This is a genomic window from Mixta mediterraneensis (assembly GCF_014946725.1).
In the GTDB taxonomy this organism is placed as follows: Bacteria; Pseudomonadota; Gammaproteobacteria; order Enterobacterales; family Enterobacteriaceae; genus Pantoea; species Pantoea mediterraneensis.
This window is the reverse complement of record NZ_JACFXY010000007.1, coordinates 1-18459: the sequence shown is the minus strand read 5'-3', so window position 1 is coordinate 18459 and position 18459 is coordinate 1. Positions and strand designations below refer to the sequence as shown.

Here is an 18459-nt window from a genome sequence, read left to right as displayed (position 1 = left end):
GGGACTTTTGCTATGTTTAACGCCTTTGAGTTGATGCACCCGGCGGACAATCCGCCGCCCAGCTTCAGGCCTCTTTTCCTGGAACGTGTACCCTGCGGGTTTCCCTCTCCCTGCCAGGACTATGCGGAACAGGAGCTCGATCTGAACGAATATCTTATAGCCCACCGGGCAAGCACCTTCTTCCTGCGCGCGCAGGGCAACAGCATGCAGGACATCGGCCTTTATGACGGCGACCTGCTTATTGTCGATCGTTCCCTCAGACCAGAGCACGGCGACATTGTCATCGCGGAGCTTTACGGCGAATTCACGGTAAAGCGGCTGCTGCTTTCCCCGAAGGGTCCCGTACTCCAGCCCATGAACCCCGCCTACCCCGTTATCATTCCCGATCCGGATACGCTGGAAATTTTCGGCGTCGTTGTGCATTTCGTTCATACCGCGCGCAGGAGAAACTGACATGTTCGGTTTAATTGACGTGAACAGCTTTTACGCCAGTGCAGAGAAGGTCTTCCGGCCTGACCTGAAAAATGCACCAGTGGCCATCCTGTCGAATAATGATCTGAGTGGTGAGAAAAGTTAGTTAATTTGATGCTGTTCATGTCAGCAGCTCTAGAGAGTTTTTTGGTCTTCTATGAGCGAAAAGCGGACATTGAGTGCTCGAAGATTGATTGCATCCTTCTGGCTTACCTGTGCAGGCATACCGTAAACGAATTGTCACAAAATGAGCTACTGCCAGATAAACACATCTGAATTAACGAATATATGATTGACTCACAAATTGCAGGCAGTGAGAATGTCTTCAATTCCGGACTCAGGAGTCATCATGCCTCAATTTCAGCCTCTTCAGCTTTTCAAAAATCTCTCTGATGAAACACGACTCAGTCTGGTGCTGCTGTTGCGCGAAAAAGGAGAGCTTTGCGTCTGTGAACTCACGTCAATGCTGAAAGAAAGTCAGCCTAAAATTTCCCGGCATCTGGCGTTACTCAGAGACGCCGGTCTGCTTATCGACAGGCGAGACGGCAAGTGGGTTTATTATCGGTTGTCACCACACATGCCCGCCTGGGCTGCTGCGGTAATTGAGCAGGCTTACCTGTGTCAGCGCGATGACATTCTGCAACTCAGCCAGCAGGCTGAAAGGAATAACGCGACCACCAACGGCAAGCCTGTCTGCATTTGAAATTTACCCAAACACATATGATTTTACATACTTGTTAGCAGGGCTGTCTTTAGTCCCGTTTACAGGCTTTATATCCAAAGGAGAAAGTATGTTTCTGGCAGGCGCTATATTCGTCCTGACACTGGTGCTGGTTATCTGGCAGCCAAAGGGACTCAGTATTGGCTGGAGTGCAGTTATCGGGGCCGCGCTGGCGCTGCTGACCGGCGTGGTGCATATCGGTGATATTCCGGCCGTCTGGCAGATTGTCTGGAACGCCACGGCCACGTTTATCGCGGTTATTATCATCAGCCTGCTGCTTGATGAGTCTGGCTTTTTTGAGTGGGCTGCACTGCACGTTTCCCGCTGGGGAGGCGGTAAAGGCAGGCTGCTGTTCACGTATATTGTTCTGCTGGGTGCGGCAGTGGCGGCCCTGTTTGCCAATGACGGGGCGGCACTTATCCTGACGCCTATTGTCATCGCCATGCTACTGGCGCTGGACTTCAGCCCCGGCGCCACACTGGCGTTTGTGATGGCGGCAGGCTTTATCGCGGACACATCCAGCCTGCCGCTCATCGTATCGAACCTGGTCAACATCGTGACGGCGGACTTTTTTAAGCTGGGGTTCAGCGAATATGCGTCTGTCATGGTGCCGGTAAATATCGCGTCCGTGGCGGCCACGCTGGTTATGCTTCACCTCTTTTTCCGTAAAGACCTCCCGATCACTTATGACCTGGCGAAACTGAAGGTGCCACGGGAAGCCATTCGAGACATGCGAACCTTTAAAGCCGGATGGCTGGTCCTGCTCCTGCTGCTGGCCGGTTTTTTTGCCCTGGAGCCGCTCGGCGTTCCGGTCAGTCTGGTGGCAGCGGTGGCGGCATTTATTCTGTGGCTTGTTGCCCGGAAAGGGCACGTAATTGACACCCGTAAAGTGCTGAAAGGCGCGCCCTGGCAGATCGTCATCTTCTCGCTGGGTATGTATCTCGTAGTATATGGCCTGCGCAACGCCGGACTGACGGATTACCTCTCAGCCATCCTGAACCGGTTTGCAGAACACGGCGTCTGGAGCGCCACACTCGGTACCGGTTTTTTGACGGCCTTTTTGTCATCGGTGATGAACAACATGCCTACCGTCCTGGTCGGTGCCCTGTCCATTGATGGCAGCACGGCTCAGGGCGCGGTGAAGGAGGCGATGATTTACGCCAACATCATCGGCTGCGATCTCGGCCCCAAAATCACACCCATCGGCAGCCTGGCGACCCTGCTGTGGCTGCACGTGCTGGCGCAGAAAAACATTACCGTCAGCTGGGGCTACTACTTCCGCGTGGGCATTGTGATGACCCTGCCGGTGCTTTTTGTGACGCTGGCCGCGCTGGCCCTGCGCCTGTCTGTTTAACCTTAACCCCGGGGCTGCGTCTGCGCAGCTCCGTAACGGAGTACCGTTTATGACTGATATCACTATTTACCACAACCCGGCCTGCGGGACGTCGCGTAACACCCTGGCACTTATCCGCAACAGTGGCGTGGAGCCAACAGTGATTTTGTATCTGGAGACGCCACCAACCCGCGACGAGCTGAAAAAGCTGATAGCAGATATGGGTATCAGCGCACGCGCCCTGCTGCGCAAAAATACAGAGCCGTATGAGCATCTGGGGCTGGCAGAAGACCGGTTCAGCGATGATGAACTGCTGAATGCGATGCTGGCTCACCCCATCCTCATCAACCGCCCGGTGGTTGTGACGCCACTCGGCACAAGGCTCTGTCGTCCGTCTGAAGCGGTTCTGGACATTCTGCCTGACCCGCAGAAGGAAGCATTTACGAAAGAGGACGGCGAAAAAGTCATTGATGAACACGGAAACCGGATCAGCCACTGATTTTTCAATGTGCTGCCAGCAGGAAGGGAGACGCAAAAACAGAAGCCGGCAGATGCCGGCTTTTTTCATATACTGCGCTGATTAACCCGCTCAGACAGCTGCGCGGCACTCTCTTTCCTTTCGCTGTAGCGATCGGTCAGGTAGTCACTGCGCCCGCGCGTCAGCAGAGTGAACTTCATCAGCTCCTCCATTACGTCCACGATGCGGTCGTAGTATGGCGAAGGCTTCATGCGGCCATCTTCATCAAATTCGGCCCACGCTTTTGCCACGGATGACTGATTCGGGACAGTGATCATACGCATCCAGCGGCCGAGGATGCGCATCTGGTTGACGGCATTAAACGACTGCGAGCCGCCACTGACCTGCATAACGGCGAGAGTTTTGCCCTGAGAAGGCCGCACCGCCCCCGACGTCAGGGGTATCCAGTCTATCTGCGCCTTCATGATGCCGGTCATGGCGCCGTGCCGTTCCGGCGAGCACCAGACCATGCCTTCGGACCAGAGAACCAGCTCGCGCAGCTCTGCAACTTTCGGATGCGTCTCCGGGGCGTCATCGGGCAGGGGCAGGCCGGACGGGTTAAAAATTTTCACTTCGGCACCCATTGCCGTCAGCAGCCGGGCCGCCTCTTCCGTTGTGAGACGGCTGTATGAGCGTTCCCGCAGCGAGCCGTACAGCATCAGGATGCGGGGCGGGTGCGCTACTTCTGCAGCCCTCAGCTTATCTTCAGTCAGCGGCACGTCCAGGAGTGAAGTATCAATATTTTTCAGGGTATCGTTCATGTTGTTCACAATGAGGTCTCTTCATGAGTCGTCACGGTTGACAGACTGCAGCTGCCACCTGCACAGCATTCTTCTGTCAGAAAGGCCATCAGCTGTTCAAGCTGCACATAGCAGGGTTTGCAGAACAGGGTACGGCTCTGCCGCTCCTGGCTGACCAGCCCGGCGGACATCAGCGCGGAAATATGATGACTGAGCGTGGAGGGCGGAATACCGAGGCGCTTCTGCAGAACGCCGACCGGCAGGCCGTCATGACCCGCTCTCACCAGCTCCCGGTACACGCTGAGACGGGTCGGATGCCCCAGCTCCCGAAGCGCATTTGCTGCTGTATTTAAATCCATGCGGCCTCCTTAAACTATATTTCCAGAATAATGGAAATGTAGACAGCGTCAAATATTTTTCCCCGGAATGGATGGCACGTTCTTATCCCGGTTCTGTCCAGCAGAGGAAGGATGGCGACGCCAGATCACTATGGAAATCGCCGTGATGAACAGGGTAAGGATGGAAGATAAAAGCAGCGTGCCGGGTATGCCGTATCGCTCCAGCAGTATGGCGTAAGCTGACGGAGCGAGCGCCGCGAGTAAAAAAGCTGGTGACAGCAGTACGCCTGTTTTACGGGTATACTGCTGCGGATCAAACAGCACAAGAGGTAGTACGGCCTTAACTACCGTACTCAGTCCGTTCACAGCTCCGTAACTCAGAATAAAGATGGCTGTAGCCACAGGGGTAACATTACCTGCAAGGCCGGCCAGAAAGCAAAATGGCAGCAGAATGCCGGTAACCAGGCTCAGACGGATCGCAGAGGTACGTGCGCCAGAAGCCACGTCCAGCAGTCTGGCGCTCACCTGTCCCACTCCCCACAACATACCCGCCACAGCGGGCATACCATAAGCGGCCAGTATCTGAGGAAAATGAGTGGACATGCCGGTGGAAACAAAGCTTATCAGCGCTATTAGCGTGGCGTACCACAGGCCGCTGATGAATGCTTTTCGGTCTTCTGCTGTTCCGATCGCCGGAAGAGCGGGCTGCCCGGCAACGGGAGGTTGACTCCGATGCCCTGCCGGAACGGTGGACAGAAAAAGCAGGCTGACAATGCCCGCACAGCCGTAAACGATAATCGCATGCCGCCAGTCGGTAATGTGCAGTAGCGCTGCGCCAGCTGGCCAGAACGCGGCTGAAGCGAGGCCACCCAGCAGGGTGACCAGGGAGACTGCCCGGCGGGCCCCTGCGCCTGCGGTTTCTACTAGCAGAGCAAACGCGGCATCATACAGAGCAAGTCGCATGCCGGCTCCCATCAGGAGCCGGACGGCAACCCACGATGCTGTTGAATGGGTAAAAGCCATCAGAAACCAACCGAGGACTATGGCGAAGGTTCCCGCCATCATCATCGTATGTACGCCGGTACGGGACATAAGGGGGCCGGTAAGCGGCGAAACAAGCCCCATAACAAGCATGGCAGTAGTCAGCCCGGAGAATGTCACAGCCGGCGACCAGCCTGTCTCCGCCATGATGGCGGTCCCGAAGACTCCCGGCATATAGAATGTGATACCCCAGTTGATTAGCTGCGTCATGTCAACAACGGGTAAAAAGTGATCCACTAACCGTCACCACCAACGGTTTAATATTGATCCACCTTGTTTACTCAGGATTAGCTTCCGCTATAACCCCGGCCTTTCGCTTCTGCTTCAGTCGATAGCTATCTCCTTTTATCTGGACTACGTGTGAGTGATGTAAGATCCGATCCAGCATTGCCGATGTCAGGGCTGCATCCCCGGCGAACGTCTGGTCCCACTGCCCGAACGGCAGGTTAGAGGTCAGGATCATCGCGCTCTTTTCGTAACGTTTGGCAATGACCTGGAAGAACAACTTGGCTTCCTCCTGGCTGAACGGCAGATAGCCTATTTCGTCGATGATGAGCAGTTTGGGGGCCATGACACCGCGATTGAGTGTCGTTTTGTAACGCCCCTGACGCTGGGAAGTCGACAGCTGTAACAGCAGGTCCGCTGCTGTTGTGAAGCGAACCTTGATGCCCGCCCGTACTGCCTCGTAGCCCATGGCTATCGCCAGATGCGTTTTCCCCACGCCCGAGGGACCCAGCAGCACAATGTTTTCGTTACGTTCGATGAAGCTCAGGGAGCGCAGCGACTGGATTTGCTTCTGAGGTGCGCCGGTGGCGAAGGTGAAGTCGTATTCCTCGAACGTCTTCACCGCCGGGAAGGCTGCCATCCGCGTGTACATCGCCTGTTTACGCTGATGCCGCGCCAGTTTCTCCTCATGTAGCAGGTGCTCCAGGAAGTCCATGTAGCTCCATTCCTGATCCACCGCCTGCTGCGACAGAGCCGGCGCCGCGCCGATAAGGCTGTCCAGCTGGAGCTGTTCAGCAAGCACCATCAGCCGTTGATGTTGCAGTTCGACCATCATGCGGCTCCTCTGCAGAACGTGTCATAGATGGAGAGTGGATGATGCAACGGCTGCCTGTCGAAGGTCACCAGGCTTTCGTCAACCTGCACGTCATACTGTTTTTTCTCCGGTGGCAGTGCCAGCATGGATTGCTGTTCCTCCACCCAGCGATCGCAGGGGCGGGTCTGGATAGTTTCATGCTTCCGTTGATTCGCCACATCGTACAGCCAGCGCAGGCCGTAACGGTTTGCGGTCTCAACATCGACGGTGATCCCCATTGGGCGCAGGCGCGTCATTAACGGGATGTAGAAGCTGTTGCGGGTGTACTGCACCATTCGCTCCACCTTACCTTTAGTCTGTGCCCTGAAGGGGCGACACAGCCGCGGAGAGAAGCCCATCTCTTTGCCGAACTGCCACAGGGAAGGATGGAACCGGTGCTGTCCGGCCTGGTAAGCATCACGCTGCAGCACCACCGTTTTCATATTGTCGTACAGAACTTCCCGCGGTACGCCGCCGAAGAAGCTGAACGCATTGCGGTGACAGGATTCCAGCGTGTCGTAGTGCATGTTGTCGGTGAACTCGATGTAAAGCATTCTGCTGTACCCCAGAACAGCAACGAACGCATGCAGGGGAGACTTACCGTTTCGCATGGTCCCCCAGTCAACCTGCATCTGCCGTCCGGGCTCGGTTTCGAAGCGAACGACCGGCTCTGCCTGTACGGGGAGTGTCTGCGAACGGATGAACTCCCTCAGGATAGTCAGACCTCCACGATAGCCCAGCTCCATGATTTCCCGGGCAATAACGGTAGCCGGGATTTTGTAGGGATGCGCGTCGCTGATCCGCTTACAGATATAATCGCGGTATTCATCGAGCAGTGATGATGATGCCGGGCGTGGTGAATACTGCGGCTTTTCAGATTTGGCTTTCAGGTGGCTGCGGACAGTATTGCGCGAAATACCCAGTTCTCTGGCGATGGCCCGGATACTCATTCCCCGCTTGTGCAGGACTTTAATTTCCATACGAATCTCAAAAGTGATCATAAGCTCCCCTGTATTCAGAGGAGCAGATTAACCCCTGGATCAATTTTCAACCGCTGGGGTGGATCAGTTTTGCACCGTTGGTAACAGCAGAAAATGCTGCGATCGTTTAAACGGACTTGCAGGTGCTGGTTGTGAATTTCGGTGCTGATATTGAAAATGGTTTGCTCTGACATGGGATTATCTCATTTTTGGGCGAAAGGAATGGGTGTGGCGATGTGCGTGGGGTTCTTCTGTGTGGCCAGCAGTTGGGCCAGCATCTTCATCGTCATCTTCAATGTCGTCCTCCTCTTCAACAGGAGAGCGGGCCGGTCCGGGCGTATCGTCAACAACTGCCCCGGTGTTCCGTAGGTCGTCTTCCAGACCATTCAGCGCGAGGCTCATGATGGGATGGCTCAGGCGAACCCTGTAGCGTGCTGCCAATGTTTCCCAGTGGGCCTGACTAACGACGCCAGCAGCTTCAACAAAAGGCCAGGGACGACCAGTGGACGCCAGGGTGTACCAGAGCGGACGGTCGAGTCCTTTCAGCCAGCGGAAGCGGCGAATAGGTAAGTGCAGATCGTTGTCATGCAGGGCCGAGATGGCCGTACGAACGTAGCCGTACTGCCTGATGAAGTTCCGGGCCTGTTCTGTAGCGATAACCTTTTTGAATGCGCTGTTGGCCAACGCCAGATTCGGGTAGCCAATTTTGTTTCGGTACCTGCGGTCAGTTTTCAACGTGGAACGGTTGAGCACATCCAGTAGTGCTTCAGCTTCCTTACGCTTGTCCAAGAAGTGCTGCAGGCCAAAGATGGCGAACATGGCCCGTTCATGGTCATTAAACGTGTTGAAGAGTGGTGCCACGTCGGCGCCGGTGGCAACTTTGGGCAGTGGGGTCCCCAGCTGGGCAATGAAGACCTCCTGAGCCTCCTCCCGGCGTAATCGCTGATTGACGACCAGTTTGTGCTCAATGGCGAACTCATCCGGCGTCTGCGCGCTCCGATGTTCCTCAGGGTCTACGTTCAGCAGCTGCTGCTTTTTATCGCCGTAGGTCAGTGCCGGAATAATTGAGGGTGAGAAAGCTGACATAATGCGGGGCAGCGTATGGATAGAAATGTCACGTCGGGTACGACTTACCTGGTGCCTGCGAACGGCGATAATCCCGGTAATGATAAGAGGGACCAGCGCAATCATCAGAATGCCGGCAGTGACGTCCATTACGGCAAAGAACTCACTCCATGTAACGTCCGGGGCGTTGTTATGCGTTCTGGCCAGAAGATTAATACGCCAGGCAGCAAATTCATGTGTACGAGGGAAATCGGCGATACTCCATAGCCAGTAAAGCACTAAGGAACAGGTCTCGACGGTGAGCTGTCGGAAAAACAGGGCTGCGATAATCAGCGTGATAAAGCCGCCGACCACAGCCATTGACCAGTCATGAGACCGGACGTCATTGCGTGGTGGTTGTGCCATAGGAGGGCCTTTGATAGTACGAATGCAAAAGAAAAGGCACTCTGAAAAGAGTGCCTCTGATGAAGGGGTTGCGACTGCTTAAGAATTATTTCGGTGGCAGAACCAGGTTGATGCCGTTTTTCTCTGCGATCCTTTGTGCCTGATGCTCCACGTAGCCAGGAACATTATTCTCGTAAGTCCAGTTCTGATTGCGCATGGCATAGATTTTTTCATACAACTCGTTCGCCTTGCCGGTTGAAATAGATACTATTGGAAGCTCTGGTATGCCGGTGTAGATTCTGAGCGTGTTTCCGGCTTTGTTGAATAAATCGAACTTTTGCTGAGTTGAAGGATCAGATCACGCATCCTCCCGACAACACAGACCGTTCCGTGGCAAAGCAAAAGTTCAAAATCACCAACTGGCCCACCTACAACAAAGCCCTCATCAACCGTGGCTCCCTCACTTTCTGGCTGGACGATGAAGCGACTCATGCCTGGTATGAGTCGGCAACGCCTTCATCACGGGGAAGACCTCAGCGCTATTCTGACCTTGCCATCCCCACCGTCCGGATGATTAAACGCCTGTTCCGGCTGACCCTGCAGGCTGCGCAGGGTTTTATTGATTCCATTTTTGCCCTGATGAACGTTCCGTTGCGCTGCCCGGATTACAGCAGTGTCAGCAAGCGGGCAAAGTCGGTTAATGTCTGTTTCAAAACACCCACCCGGGGTGAAATCGCACACCTGGTGATTGATTCCACCGGGCTGAAGGTTTTTGGTGAAGGCGAATGGAAAGTCAAAAATCACGGCAAAGAGCGCCGTCGTACCTGGCGGAAGCTGCATCTGGCCGTTGACAGCAGAACACATGAAGTCATCTGCGCGGACCTGTCTCTGAACAACGTCACGGACTCAGAAGCTTTCCCGGGTCTTATCCGGCAGACACACAGAAAAATCAGGGCAGCCGCAGCAGACGGCGCTTACGACACCCGACTCTGTCACGATGAACTGCGGCGCAAGAAAATCAGTGCCCTCATCCCGCCCCGAAAAGGAGCGGGTTACTGGCCCGTAGAGTACGCAGACCGTAACCGTGCAGTAGCGAATCAGCGGCTGACCGGGAGTAATGCCCGGTGGAAATGGACAACAGATTACAACCGTCGCTCGATAGCGGAGACGGCCATGTACAGGGTAAAGCAACTGTTCGGAGGTTCACTGACGCTGCGTGATTACGATGGTCAGGTAGCAGAGGCTTTGGGCATGGTGCGTGCGCTGAATAAAATAACGAAGGCTGGTATGCCAGAAAGCGTGCGTATTGCCTGAAAACCCGGTCAGCTACAGAGTCACTCGTCCTGAAGCTGATTTATTCAACAAAGCCCCGAAGGAGCTAACCGCTTTTTTGCACAACATGGGGGATCATGTAACTCGCCTTGATCGTTGGGAACCGGAGCTGAATGAAGCCATACCAAACGACGAGCGTGACACCACGATGCCTGCAGCAATGGCAACAACGTTGCGCAAACTATTAACTGGCGAACTACTTACTCTAGCTTCCCGGCAACAATTAATAGACTGGATGGAGGCGGATAAAGTTGCAGGACCACTTCTGCGCTCGGCCCTTCCGGCTGGCTGGTTTATTGCTGATAAATCTGGAGCCGGTGAGCGTGGGTCTCGCGGTATCATTGCAGCACTGGGGCCAGATGGTAAGCCCTCCCGTATCGTAGTTATCTACACGACGGGGAGTCAGGCAACTATGGATGAACGAAATAGACAGATCGCTGAGATAGGTGCCTCACTGATTAAGCATTGGTAACTGTCAGACCAAGTTTACTCATATATACTTTAGATTGATTTAAAACTTCATTTTTAATTTAAAAGGATCTAGGTGAAGATCCTTTTTGATAATCTCATGACCAAAATCCCTTAACGTGAGTTTTCGTTCCACTGAGCGTCAGACCCCTTATCAGCTATCGGTAATGGCACATGAGCTGTCAGCACCCGGGTTACTGCCTGCGTATCGTTCTTGGGGTTTGGGGCTCAGTGGAACAGTAACCGCCGTTAAGCGGTCATTTTAAATAGCCAATAATCAACCAGCCAATTTACATCGTGAATTTTCGTTCTTGGCTATCTCATTTGGGGTGGCCAAGTTGGCTCTACTCATTTTGGCCGTTTGCGGAGCAAAAGACGCAGTTGATCTCAACAAATTGATTTACCTGTTATTGACCATTCAATTGAACCACTTAACCGTCTTTTTGGTTCCACTACTCCCCAAACCCCGTCACCCCCATCCGGTTCACCGTGATGACGAATGGCCTTACGAAACAAACGCAGCGCCGCTGCCGCGTCCCGCCGGGCGGTCAGCAGAAAGTCAATGGTCTGCCCCGTGCTGTCGACGGCGCGGTACAGGTATTTCCACTCGCCTCTGACTTTTATGTACGTTTCATCCATTCGCCAGCGACGTCCCACGGGGCGTTTATGCCGGCGAAATGCCTTATCCAGTAACGGCACCAGGCGGGTGACCCAGCGGTGCAACGTGGAATGGTCAACGAGAATACCCCGCTCGGCCATCATTTCTTCCAGGTTGCGCAGGCTGAGGGCATAGGCCAGATACCAGCGAACACACTGGGCGATAATATCGACGGGATAATGCAGACGACGGAAAGCGTTCCGGATCAGGGACATGGTCTGGCAACATCGAAAAAAACACCATGTTACCTGACGACGCCTTAATGCGACAGAGCCTATGCTATCGAAGACAGGGAAAAGATTGAATTTACAGTATTCTTTACTAAAATAATTGAGATTGTTAACAGCATAGGATAAGTAAATGGTGCTCACGAAGAGAGATATACTTTGGGAAAAGATCAATTATCAGTGCATTCCAAACTATCTGAATGCTGGGGATTGCACACCTTGTGAGATGGTAGATATTATGGGAAGATTTGTCATATATAAGGTGGACGGAGCGAAAAACCATTATTTGCTGCTTCCCACAAATAAGGTTACTGGTATTGAAGATGATTATTTTTTGACACTTAATAAAATTTTTGTACTGGCCTGGGAAAATACGTCGTATCTCAGCAAGGAGAGAGTGGTTAAAGGGCATCCGTGTCTTTTATCAGTTAATCCTGCTGCTAAGCGTTCTCAGGACCAGTTACATATTCATATCTCTTTTCTGTCTCCCGAAGCTGAAAAGAGGCTTACTGAGCTCTATGAATTTATAAAACCTGACATCTGGAGCGACTCTCCTTTTGAAATAGAAGATCAAAAGCTTTATCTAAAAAAATTAACGTCATCTACTTTTTCTAGTAACACATATAGTTTCCCGCAGGATGCAAATACGCTGTGCAGCCAGTTACGTAAGGACAGAAATGATTTGACACTAGGAGTGACTTCTTTAGATTCAGATCATTTTATAATGATGGCAGGATTTTGTGAAAGAAATCTTGTTGCAAGCTGTGAGCTCCTTAGTGAAGAGTTTGGAGGGTTTTGACTCTTGTATTTAAACCTATTTTTACAGGCGCCTTATATTACTGAACTCTTTGCTTGCCAAAATGTAGGTGGCTTCATATTTTTTATAAAGAAAGGGGGCTGAAAATGAATCGTTCATTATTTTTTTATATTCTTGGAGTCTTGATACTCCATGGAAACATCGCATATGCCGACAGGAATGTTTTATGGGATAAGGTAGATAGAAGTTGCGTTCCGGGGTATATCAATAAAGGCACTTACCAACCATGCAGCCTTGTAGACATGAAAGAAAAGGTTGCGATATATAAAGTAGATAATGACAAATATCAATACCTTTTATTGCCAACAGATAAGGTGACTGGCGTTGAAGACGATAAACTAAAGAAAAATGACGTACCAAATTATCTTTATGACGCATGGCTTGCAAAAATATTTTTAACAGAACGGCTTGGCAAGCCAGTTAGAGAAAGTTTTATTTCTTTAGCATTAAACTCCAAAAATTCCCGTAGTCAGGACCAGTTGCACATTCACATATCATGTTTGTCAATCTCGGCAAATGATATCCTATCAAAAATACCTAAGAGTAAAATGAGCACAGAGTGGTCTAAAGAAAAGATAACAATACCTCCATATTCATTCTATTATAGAAAAGTGAGTCTGAATGAACTAATAAATGAAAACCTATTTAAGTCTGTATCAGATAAGGTTAAAAAAGAAAAGGGACACCTGGAATACACAGGGGTAGGATTAGTCAATCGGACGCCAGAAAGTTTTATTATGTTAGTTGGCATAGGGACAAGTGCTAAGGGGGTTTCTGCCGAGCTGATTCAAGATCATGAAGGCTTTGTTGAATAAATCAGCTTCAGGACGAGTGACTCTGTAGCTGACCGGGTTTTCAGGCAATACGCACGCTTTCTGGCATACCAGCCTTCGTTATTTTATTCAGCGCACGCACCATGCCCAAAGCCTCTGCTACCTGACCATCGTAATCACGCAGCGTCAGTGAACCTCCGAACAGTTGCTTTACCCTGTACATGGCCGTCTCCGCTATCGAGCGACGGTTGTAATCTGTTGTCCATTTCCACCGGGCATTACTCCCGGTCAGCCGCTGATTCGCTACTGCACGGTTACGGTCTGCGTACTCTACGGGCCAGTAACCCGCTCCTTTTCGGGGCGGGATGAGGGCACTGATTTTCTTGCGCCGCAGTTCATCGTGACAGAGTCGGGTGTCGTAAGCGCCGTCTGCTGCGGCTGCCCTGATTTTTCTGTGTGTCTGCCGGATAAGACCCGGGAAAGCTTCTGAGTCCGTGACGTTGTTCAGAGACAGGTCCGCGCAGATGACTTCATGTGTTCTGCTGTCAACGGCCAGATGCAGCTTCCGCCAGGTACGACGGCGCTCTTTGCCGTGATTTTTGACTTTCCATTCGCCTTCACCAAAAACCTTCAGCCCGGTGGAATCAATCACCAGGTGTGCGATTTCACCCCGGGTGGGTGTTTTGAAACAGACATTAACCGACTTTGCCCGCTTGCTGACACTGCTGTAATCCGGGCAGCGCAACGGAACGTTCATCAGGGCAAAAATGGAATCAATAAAACCCTGCGCAGCCCGCAGGGTCAGCCGGAACAGGCGTTTAATCATCAGGACGGTGGTGATGGCAAGGTCAGAATAGCGCTGAGGTCTTCCCCGTGATGAAGGCGTTGCCGACTCATACCAGGCATGAGTCGCTTCATCGTCCAGCCAGAAAGTGAGGGAGCCACGGGGCTTTGTTGAATAAATCGAACTTTTGCTGAGTTGAAGGATCAGATCACGCATCCTCCCGACAACACAGACCGTTCCGTGGCAAAGCAAAAGTTCAAAATCACCAACTGGCCCACCTACAACAAAGCCCTCATCAACCGTGGCTCCCTCACTTTCTGGCTGGACGATGAAGCGACTCATGCCTGGTATGAGTCGGCAACGCCTTCATCACGGGGAAGACCTCAGCGCTATTCTGACCTTGCCATCACCACCGTCCTGATGATTAAACGCCTGTTCCGGCTGACCCTGCGGGCTGCGCAGGGTTTTATTGATTCCATTTTTGCCCTGATGAACGTTCCGTTGCGCTGCCCGGATTACAGCAGTGTCAGCAAGCGGGCAAAGTCGGTTAATGTCTGTTTCAAAACACCCACCCGGGGTGAAATCGCACACCTGGTGATTGATTCCACCGGGCTGAAGGTTTTTGGTGAAGGCGAATGGAAAGTCAAAAATCACGGCAAAGAGCGCCGTCGTACCTGGCGGAAGCTGCATCTGGCCGTTGACAGCAGAACACATGAAGTCATCTGCGCGGACCTGTCTCTGAACAACGTCACGGACTCAGAAGCTTTCCCGGGTCTTATCCGGCAGACACACAGAAAAATCAGGGCAGCCGCAGCAGACGGCGCTTACGACACCCGACTCTGTCACGATGAACTGCGGCGCAAGAAAATCAGTGCCCTCATCCCGCCCCGAAAAGGAGCGGGTTACTGGCCCGTAGAGTACGCAGACCGTAACCGTGCAGTAGCGAATCAGCGGCTGACCGGGAGTAATGCCCGGTGGAAATGGACAACAGATTACAACCGTCGCTCGATAGCGGAGACGGCCATGTACAGGGTAAAGCAACTGTTCGGAGGTTCACTGACGCTGCGTGATTACGATGGTCAGGTAGCAGAGGCTTTGGGCATGGTGCGTGCGCTGAATAAAATAACGAAGGCTGGTATGCCAGAAAGCGTGCGTATTGCCTGAAAACCCGGTCAGCTACAGAGTCACTCGTCCTGAAGCTGATTTATTCAACAAAGCCGAGCCACGGTTGATGAGGGCTTTGTTGTAGGTGGGCCAGTTGGTGATTTTGAACTTTTGCTTTGCCACGGAACGGTCTGTGTTGTCGGGAGGATGCGTGATCTGATCCTTCAACTCAGCAAAAGTTCGATTTATTCAACAAAGCCGATCATGAATGCCAGCTTACAGGAAAATAATGGCACTGTTGCAAAGTTCGCGATGAAGTAACCTTTTTTCTGATTGAAAGGCCTTACATGTCAAAGACCCTGCTCACCAGACGCATTTCGCCCAGGGGATCGCCGTAATAAAATGCTGAGGCCTGACCTTTGCGTAGTGCTCGCATTACCTCAATACCTTTTATCGTGGCGTAAGCCGTCTTCATGGATTTAAATCCCAGCGTGGCGCCGATTATCCTTTTCAGCTTGCCATGGTCGCATTCAATGACGTTATTCCGGTACTTAATGGGGTCTGACGCTCAGTGGAACGAAAACTCACGTTAAGCAACGTTTTCTGCCTCTGACGCCTCTTTTAATGGTCTCAGATGTCCTTTGGTCACCAGTTCTGCCAGCGTGAAAGAATAATGTCCCAACATATTGATATGTCCGTGGCAAAGCGGGGAGAGGCGTGCGATATCTTCATCATTCAGTGTTTCACCCTGCGGCCGGAGATGATCCAGGGCTGCCTGCATATAAATAGTGTTCCATAAAACGACGGCGTTAGTGACCAGCCCCAGTGCGCCCAGTTGATCTTCCTGACCGTCGGTATATCGTTTTCTTATCTCACCTTTTTGACCATGACAGATGGCTCTGGCAACTGCATGGCGGCTTTCTCCCCGATTAAGCTGGGTCAGAATGCGCCGTCGGTAATCTTCATCATCGATATAATTAAGCAGATACAGCGTTTTGTTGATGCGCCCTACTTCAATGATTGCCTGAGTCAGTCCGGAGGGGCGTTCACTTTTTAGCAATGAACGGACCAGCATTGAAGCCTGTACTTTGCCCAGCTTCAGGGAGCCTGCGGTCCGGATCATTTCGTCCCACTGAAGGACTATTTTTCGGGGATCTGATTGGCCTCTGGCAATATCATTCAGCACGCCATAGTCGGCATCATGGTCCATTCGCCAGAAAACCGAAGCACCGGCATCAGCCAGGCGCGGAGAGAACTGGTATCCCAGCAGCCAGAAAAGGCCAAAGACAAGATCGCTGGCACCTGCTGTATCGGTCATAAATGTATTTACATCACTGCTTTTGAAAAGAGGCGCGAACAGTGGTTACGTTCTGCCTGGTAGCTGCATCGCGCCGGGGACGTTCGCCAGTTATGGCGAACTAACCAGGCAGATTTAAGCACTCCCCCTTCCCCGCCCTGCAAAGCCCATTACAGCACTTACAACGCACAATTAGCCTTTCGCAGTTAGCGCGTGAGCTTGCGAACGGTACGCCGTGACGGTGCGTAGCATCGGCGCGGGGCGCTGTATCTGCGCGTTTGAGCGGCTTCAGCCGCGAATTACGGGGCGGGTAACTGAAACGGTCAGTGACAAAAATTCCCCCCGCTTATGGGGGGTACTTGAGAAATTAGTGGCTGGATTTGCTGAGAGTGAACTGTAACCCGGCCACTGCTGCAAGTTGTGCCAGTGTTGTGATGGTCGGGTTCCCGTTCGGGGATAATGCACGGTAGATACTCTGACGGGCAAGGCCAGATTTTTTAGCGGCTTCGGAAATCCCCCCTCGCGCCTCTATTACCTGACGTAACGCAACAAGAAAACCGCCTAAGCCACCAGACTCATTAATTTCTTCCAGGGCATTAGCAAGATAAGCGTTTGCATAATCAGGATCAGCGCGTAGTTCTTTAATCATGGCGGCGTTGTGATCAACTGCTGCCGGATAATCATTTTTGCTAATCAGCGACTTCACATTTTTGGTGGCTGTCATTTTTTTGACCTCTTTTTAAAATCTTGCAGATAACTAACGGCTTTATCTAAATCGGCTGTTTGCGTTTTTTTGTTCCCGCCAATTAGCAGGAGAATTATTTCACCATCTTCGATTGAGTAATAAACCCTGTAGCCGGGACCATAATCAACTCGTAATTCCCAGACACCATCCCTTTCGAATTTATGATCTCCAAAATTACCGCCCATAGCGCGGGCAATTCTGGAATCCACTTTTAACGCAGCGGTCTGATCTTTACGTCTTAATTTTTTCATCCAGTCGGTGTATGGAACCTCACCGTTCTCTGTCTGATATCGTTTCGCCGTGTAAGGCATCTTGCCGCCCTCGCTCCCTTAACCTGTCCACATTGTCTCCTATAAGTGACAGGCAGTCAATATAAACCGTCTCTTATAAGTGACGATTTATTTTGTGGCTGTGTGCCTTCCCCGAACCATCGGAAACAAGTACTGTATAAGTATATTTATATCGAACTTTTTACTTCGTATTCGATTTAATCAGGCACATACTTTATGTTTCCTGCTTAAATGGCCGTTTATCAAAAAAAACAAAGCAGCCCTGATCGTCGGCTAAGCTCTACTCAGGCATGCGCTTTTCAGTCAAAGGAAAACATGAAAAAATACGCGAATCTGTCAGTCATCCCCCTGCTTGCCACACTGGTGCTGAGTGGCTGTTCAACCTACCGGGATATCGGCGTTCAGCACCAGTCTGCCGGACTTGCCGGGTATCAGACTCTGCCCCCACTGTGGAAAGGTGACCACGTCCGCTACGCCCTGAAAGACGGGCAAAAAGGAGAAACAGTGATTCAGTCGTTAAACAGCCGTTATCTCAAGGGTCAGGATGGCGCACAGGTTCCCCTTGAACAGGTGGTCAGGCTTGAGCGAAAAGAAGTATCCGGTGGAAAAACCGCTGCGGCTACCGGGGCAGGGATTGGTGTCGGCGCGATTGTGGTTGTAACGGTTCTGTCCGTGGGGCTGGCTACCGCGCTGATTGCCGCAGGGAGCTGACGATGACTGCTTCTTCCTTTCAACTTTTACCGTCGTGGTTCCCACCTCGCCGTTTTAATACTCCGTCTGCCGGTCAGGCTGTGACGGTTATATTTGCCCTTTTACTGACCACCGTTTGCATACCGCAAGCTCACGCAGACAACACAGAGAAAACCACACAGCCCAAAAACTGCCCGGATGGATATATTTTACTTAACCCGGGGGACTACAGCGCTAAGCCTCAGATTCAGTGTGTGGCGGGTTCCTCCGTACTGACGTTGAAAACCGGCAATATTTTTTCGGTCACTCTTCCGGGTAACGCCTCAACGGGGGCATCATGGGCCCTGCGCGCACTCCCGGCAGAACTGATGCTGGCAGATATGATGCATCAGAGGGCGGCGGAGTGCACAGAGAAAACCGTCGGATGTGGTGATGTTACGACTTTCCATTTTCAGGCGGCAGATAAAGGAAAGGGAATAATAAAACTACAGTACGGTCAGCCCTGGGATAAAAACTTCTGGGTCAGGCATGCGATTGAGGTTATCGTTCGATAACACATTGTTTATGAAATGAGTATGGGGATATCATCACCAGGATTTTCTGGTC

At 52.0% G+C, this 18459-nt stretch carries 20 protein-coding genes and 6 pseudogenes; 12 read left to right on the top strand and 14 right to left on the bottom strand.

The features are described from left to right. The first annotated feature begins 12 nt into the window (after positions 1-12). From umuD to arsC, 5 genes and pseudogenes are all read left to right on the top strand, one after another. Complete coding sequence (gene umuD / locus H2P46_RS13490) at positions 13-453, top strand: translesion error-prone DNA polymerase V autoproteolytic subunit (protein ID WP_193405546.1); 441 nt, start codon at positions 13-15, stop codon at positions 451-453. A 1-nt stretch (position 454) separates the two neighbouring features. After that, positions 455-556, top strand: a pseudogene (locus H2P46_RS13485) (Y-family DNA polymerase); the annotation flags it as partial. A 264-nt stretch (positions 557-820) separates the two neighbouring features. Further along, positions 821-1174 (top strand): metalloregulator ArsR/SmtB family transcription factor, encoded by a 354-nt coding sequence (locus H2P46_RS13480; RefSeq protein WP_024966935.1) that lies wholly within the window; start codon positions 821-823, stop codon positions 1172-1174. Between the two features lie 88 nt (positions 1175-1262). After that, positions 1263-2546: an arsenic transporter gene (locus tag H2P46_RS13475; protein ID WP_193405544.1), complete on the top strand. Its 1284-nt coding sequence runs from the start codon at positions 1263-1265 to the stop codon at positions 2544-2546. 49 nt (positions 2547-2595) lie between these two features. Next, entirely contained in the window at positions 2596-3024 is a 429-nt protein-coding gene (gene arsC, locus H2P46_RS13470; RefSeq protein WP_024966933.1) for a glutaredoxin-dependent arsenate reductase, read from the top strand. A 65-nt stretch (positions 3025-3089) separates the two neighbouring features. Here the strand turns inward: arsC and arsH are convergent, their stop codons facing one another. From arsH to H2P46_RS23260, 7 genes are all read right to left on the bottom strand, one after another. Continuing rightward, a complete protein-coding gene (arsH, locus tag H2P46_RS13465; protein WP_024966932.1) occupies positions 3090-3803 on the bottom strand; it encodes an arsenical resistance protein ArsH in 714 nt (237 codons plus the stop codon). A gap of 5 nt (positions 3804-3808) precedes the next feature. After that, positions 3809-4141: an ArsR/SmtB family transcription factor gene (locus tag H2P46_RS13460; RefSeq protein WP_024966931.1), complete on the bottom strand. Its 333-nt coding sequence runs from the start codon at positions 4139-4141 to the stop codon at positions 3809-3811. A gap of 48 nt (positions 4142-4189) precedes the next feature. Further along, a complete protein-coding gene (locus tag H2P46_RS13455) occupies positions 4190-5398 on the bottom strand; it encodes an MFS transporter (RefSeq protein ID WP_338103645.1) in 1209 nt (402 codons plus the stop codon). Between the two features lie 40 nt (positions 5399-5438). Further along, entirely contained in the window at positions 5439-6221 is a 783-nt protein-coding gene (gene istB, locus H2P46_RS13450) for an IS21-like element ISSen3 family helper ATPase IstB (protein ID WP_193405542.1), read from the bottom strand. Continuing rightward, positions 6218-7240, bottom strand: coding sequence for an IS21 family transposase (gene istA / locus H2P46_RS13445; protein ID WP_193405541.1), 1023 nt, complete (start codon positions 7238-7240; stop codon positions 6218-6220). The genes istB and istA overlap by 4 nt, the downstream gene beginning before the upstream one ends. 177 nt (positions 7241-7417) lie before the next feature. Next, positions 7418-8689, bottom strand: coding sequence for a secretion/conjugation apparatus DotM-related subunit (locus H2P46_RS13440; protein WP_193405540.1), 1272 nt, complete (start codon positions 8687-8689; stop codon positions 7418-7420). An 85-nt stretch (positions 8690-8774) separates the two neighbouring features. Then, positions 8775-8906, bottom strand: coding sequence for a hypothetical protein (locus H2P46_RS23260; RefSeq protein ID WP_275092428.1), 132 nt, complete (start codon positions 8904-8906; stop codon positions 8775-8777). A 107-nt stretch (positions 8907-9013) separates the two neighbouring features. On the opposite strand from H2P46_RS23260, the gene H2P46_RS13435 reads away from it, so the two are divergent. Next, the gene (locus H2P46_RS13435; RefSeq protein WP_193405539.1) at positions 9014-9982 is read left to right on the top strand and encodes an IS5 family transposase; all 969 of its coding nucleotides are present in this window, start codon (positions 9014-9016) and stop codon (positions 9980-9982) included. A 55-nt stretch (positions 9983-10037) separates the two neighbouring features. After that, a pseudogene (locus tag H2P46_RS13430) lies at positions 10038-10472 on the top strand (serine hydrolase); the annotation flags it as partial. Between the two features lie 473 nt (positions 10473-10945). Here the strand turns inward: H2P46_RS13430 and H2P46_RS13425 are convergent. After that, a pseudogene (locus H2P46_RS13425) lies at positions 10946-11341 on the bottom strand (IS6 family transposase); the annotation flags it as partial. A 145-nt stretch (positions 11342-11486) separates the two neighbouring features. On the opposite strand from H2P46_RS13425, the gene H2P46_RS13420 reads away from it, so the two are divergent. Then, positions 11487-12152 carry a CDP-diacylglycerol diphosphatase gene (locus H2P46_RS13420; RefSeq protein ID WP_193405538.1) on the top strand — a complete coding sequence of 222 codons (666 nt, stop codon included), beginning with the start codon at positions 11487-11489 and terminating at the stop codon, positions 12150-12152. A 104-nt stretch (positions 12153-12256) separates the two neighbouring features. Further along, entirely contained in the window at positions 12257-12985 is a 729-nt protein-coding gene (locus tag H2P46_RS13415; protein WP_193405537.1) for a CDP-diacylglycerol diphosphatase, read from the top strand. A 40-nt stretch (positions 12986-13025) separates the two neighbouring features. Here the strand turns inward: H2P46_RS13415 and H2P46_RS13410 are convergent, their stop codons facing one another. Next, positions 13026-13943 (bottom strand): IS5 family transposase, encoded by a 918-nt coding sequence (locus H2P46_RS13410; RefSeq protein ID WP_193404056.1) that lies wholly within the window; start codon positions 13941-13943, stop codon positions 13026-13028. Here H2P46_RS13410 and H2P46_RS13405 point away from each other — a divergent pair. After that, positions 13923-14891, top strand: a complete 969-nt coding sequence (locus H2P46_RS13405) for an IS5 family transposase (protein ID WP_193403199.1) — start codon at positions 13923-13925, stop codon at positions 14889-14891. The two genes, H2P46_RS13410 and H2P46_RS13405, sit on opposite strands and share 21 nt — an antisense overlap. A 54-nt stretch (positions 14892-14945) precedes the next feature. Here the strand turns inward: H2P46_RS13405 and H2P46_RS13400 are convergent. From H2P46_RS13400 to H2P46_RS13380, 5 genes and pseudogenes are all read right to left on the bottom strand, one after another. Next, positions 14946-15059: pseudogene (locus H2P46_RS13400) on the bottom strand (IS5/IS1182 family transposase); the annotation flags it as partial. 115 nt (positions 15060-15174) lie between these two features. Then, a pseudogene (locus H2P46_RS13395) lies at positions 15175-15387 on the bottom strand (DDE-type integrase/transposase/recombinase); the annotation flags it as partial. Between the two features lie 66 nt (positions 15388-15453). Continuing rightward, positions 15454-16149, bottom strand: a pseudogene (locus H2P46_RS13390) (Tn3 family transposase); the annotation flags it as partial. A 346-nt stretch (positions 16150-16495) separates the two neighbouring features. Next, the gene (locus H2P46_RS13385) at positions 16496-16852 is read right to left on the bottom strand and encodes a helix-turn-helix domain-containing transcriptional regulator (RefSeq protein WP_193405536.1); all 357 of its coding nucleotides are present in this window, start codon (positions 16850-16852) and stop codon (positions 16496-16498) included. Next, positions 16849-17184, bottom strand: a complete 336-nt coding sequence (locus H2P46_RS13380) for a type II toxin-antitoxin system RelE/ParE family toxin (RefSeq protein WP_001147119.1) — start codon at positions 17182-17184, stop codon at positions 16849-16851. The genes H2P46_RS13385 and H2P46_RS13380 overlap by 4 nt, the downstream gene beginning before the upstream one ends. Positions 17185-17478: 294 nt before the next feature. Between H2P46_RS13380 and H2P46_RS22805 the strand changes: the two genes are divergently transcribed. Together H2P46_RS22805 and H2P46_RS13370 are read left to right on the top strand one after the other, a co-directional pair. Continuing rightward, on the top strand, positions 17479-17874 hold the full coding sequence (locus tag H2P46_RS22805; RefSeq protein ID WP_202987459.1) for a lipoprotein: 396 nt from the start codon (positions 17479-17481) through the stop codon (positions 17872-17874). A 257-nt stretch (positions 17875-18131) separates the two neighbouring features. Further along, positions 18132-18407, top strand: coding sequence for a protease inhibitor I42 family protein (locus tag H2P46_RS13370; RefSeq protein ID WP_193405535.1), 276 nt, complete (start codon positions 18132-18134; stop codon positions 18405-18407). Positions 18408-18459 lie beyond the last annotated feature (52 nt).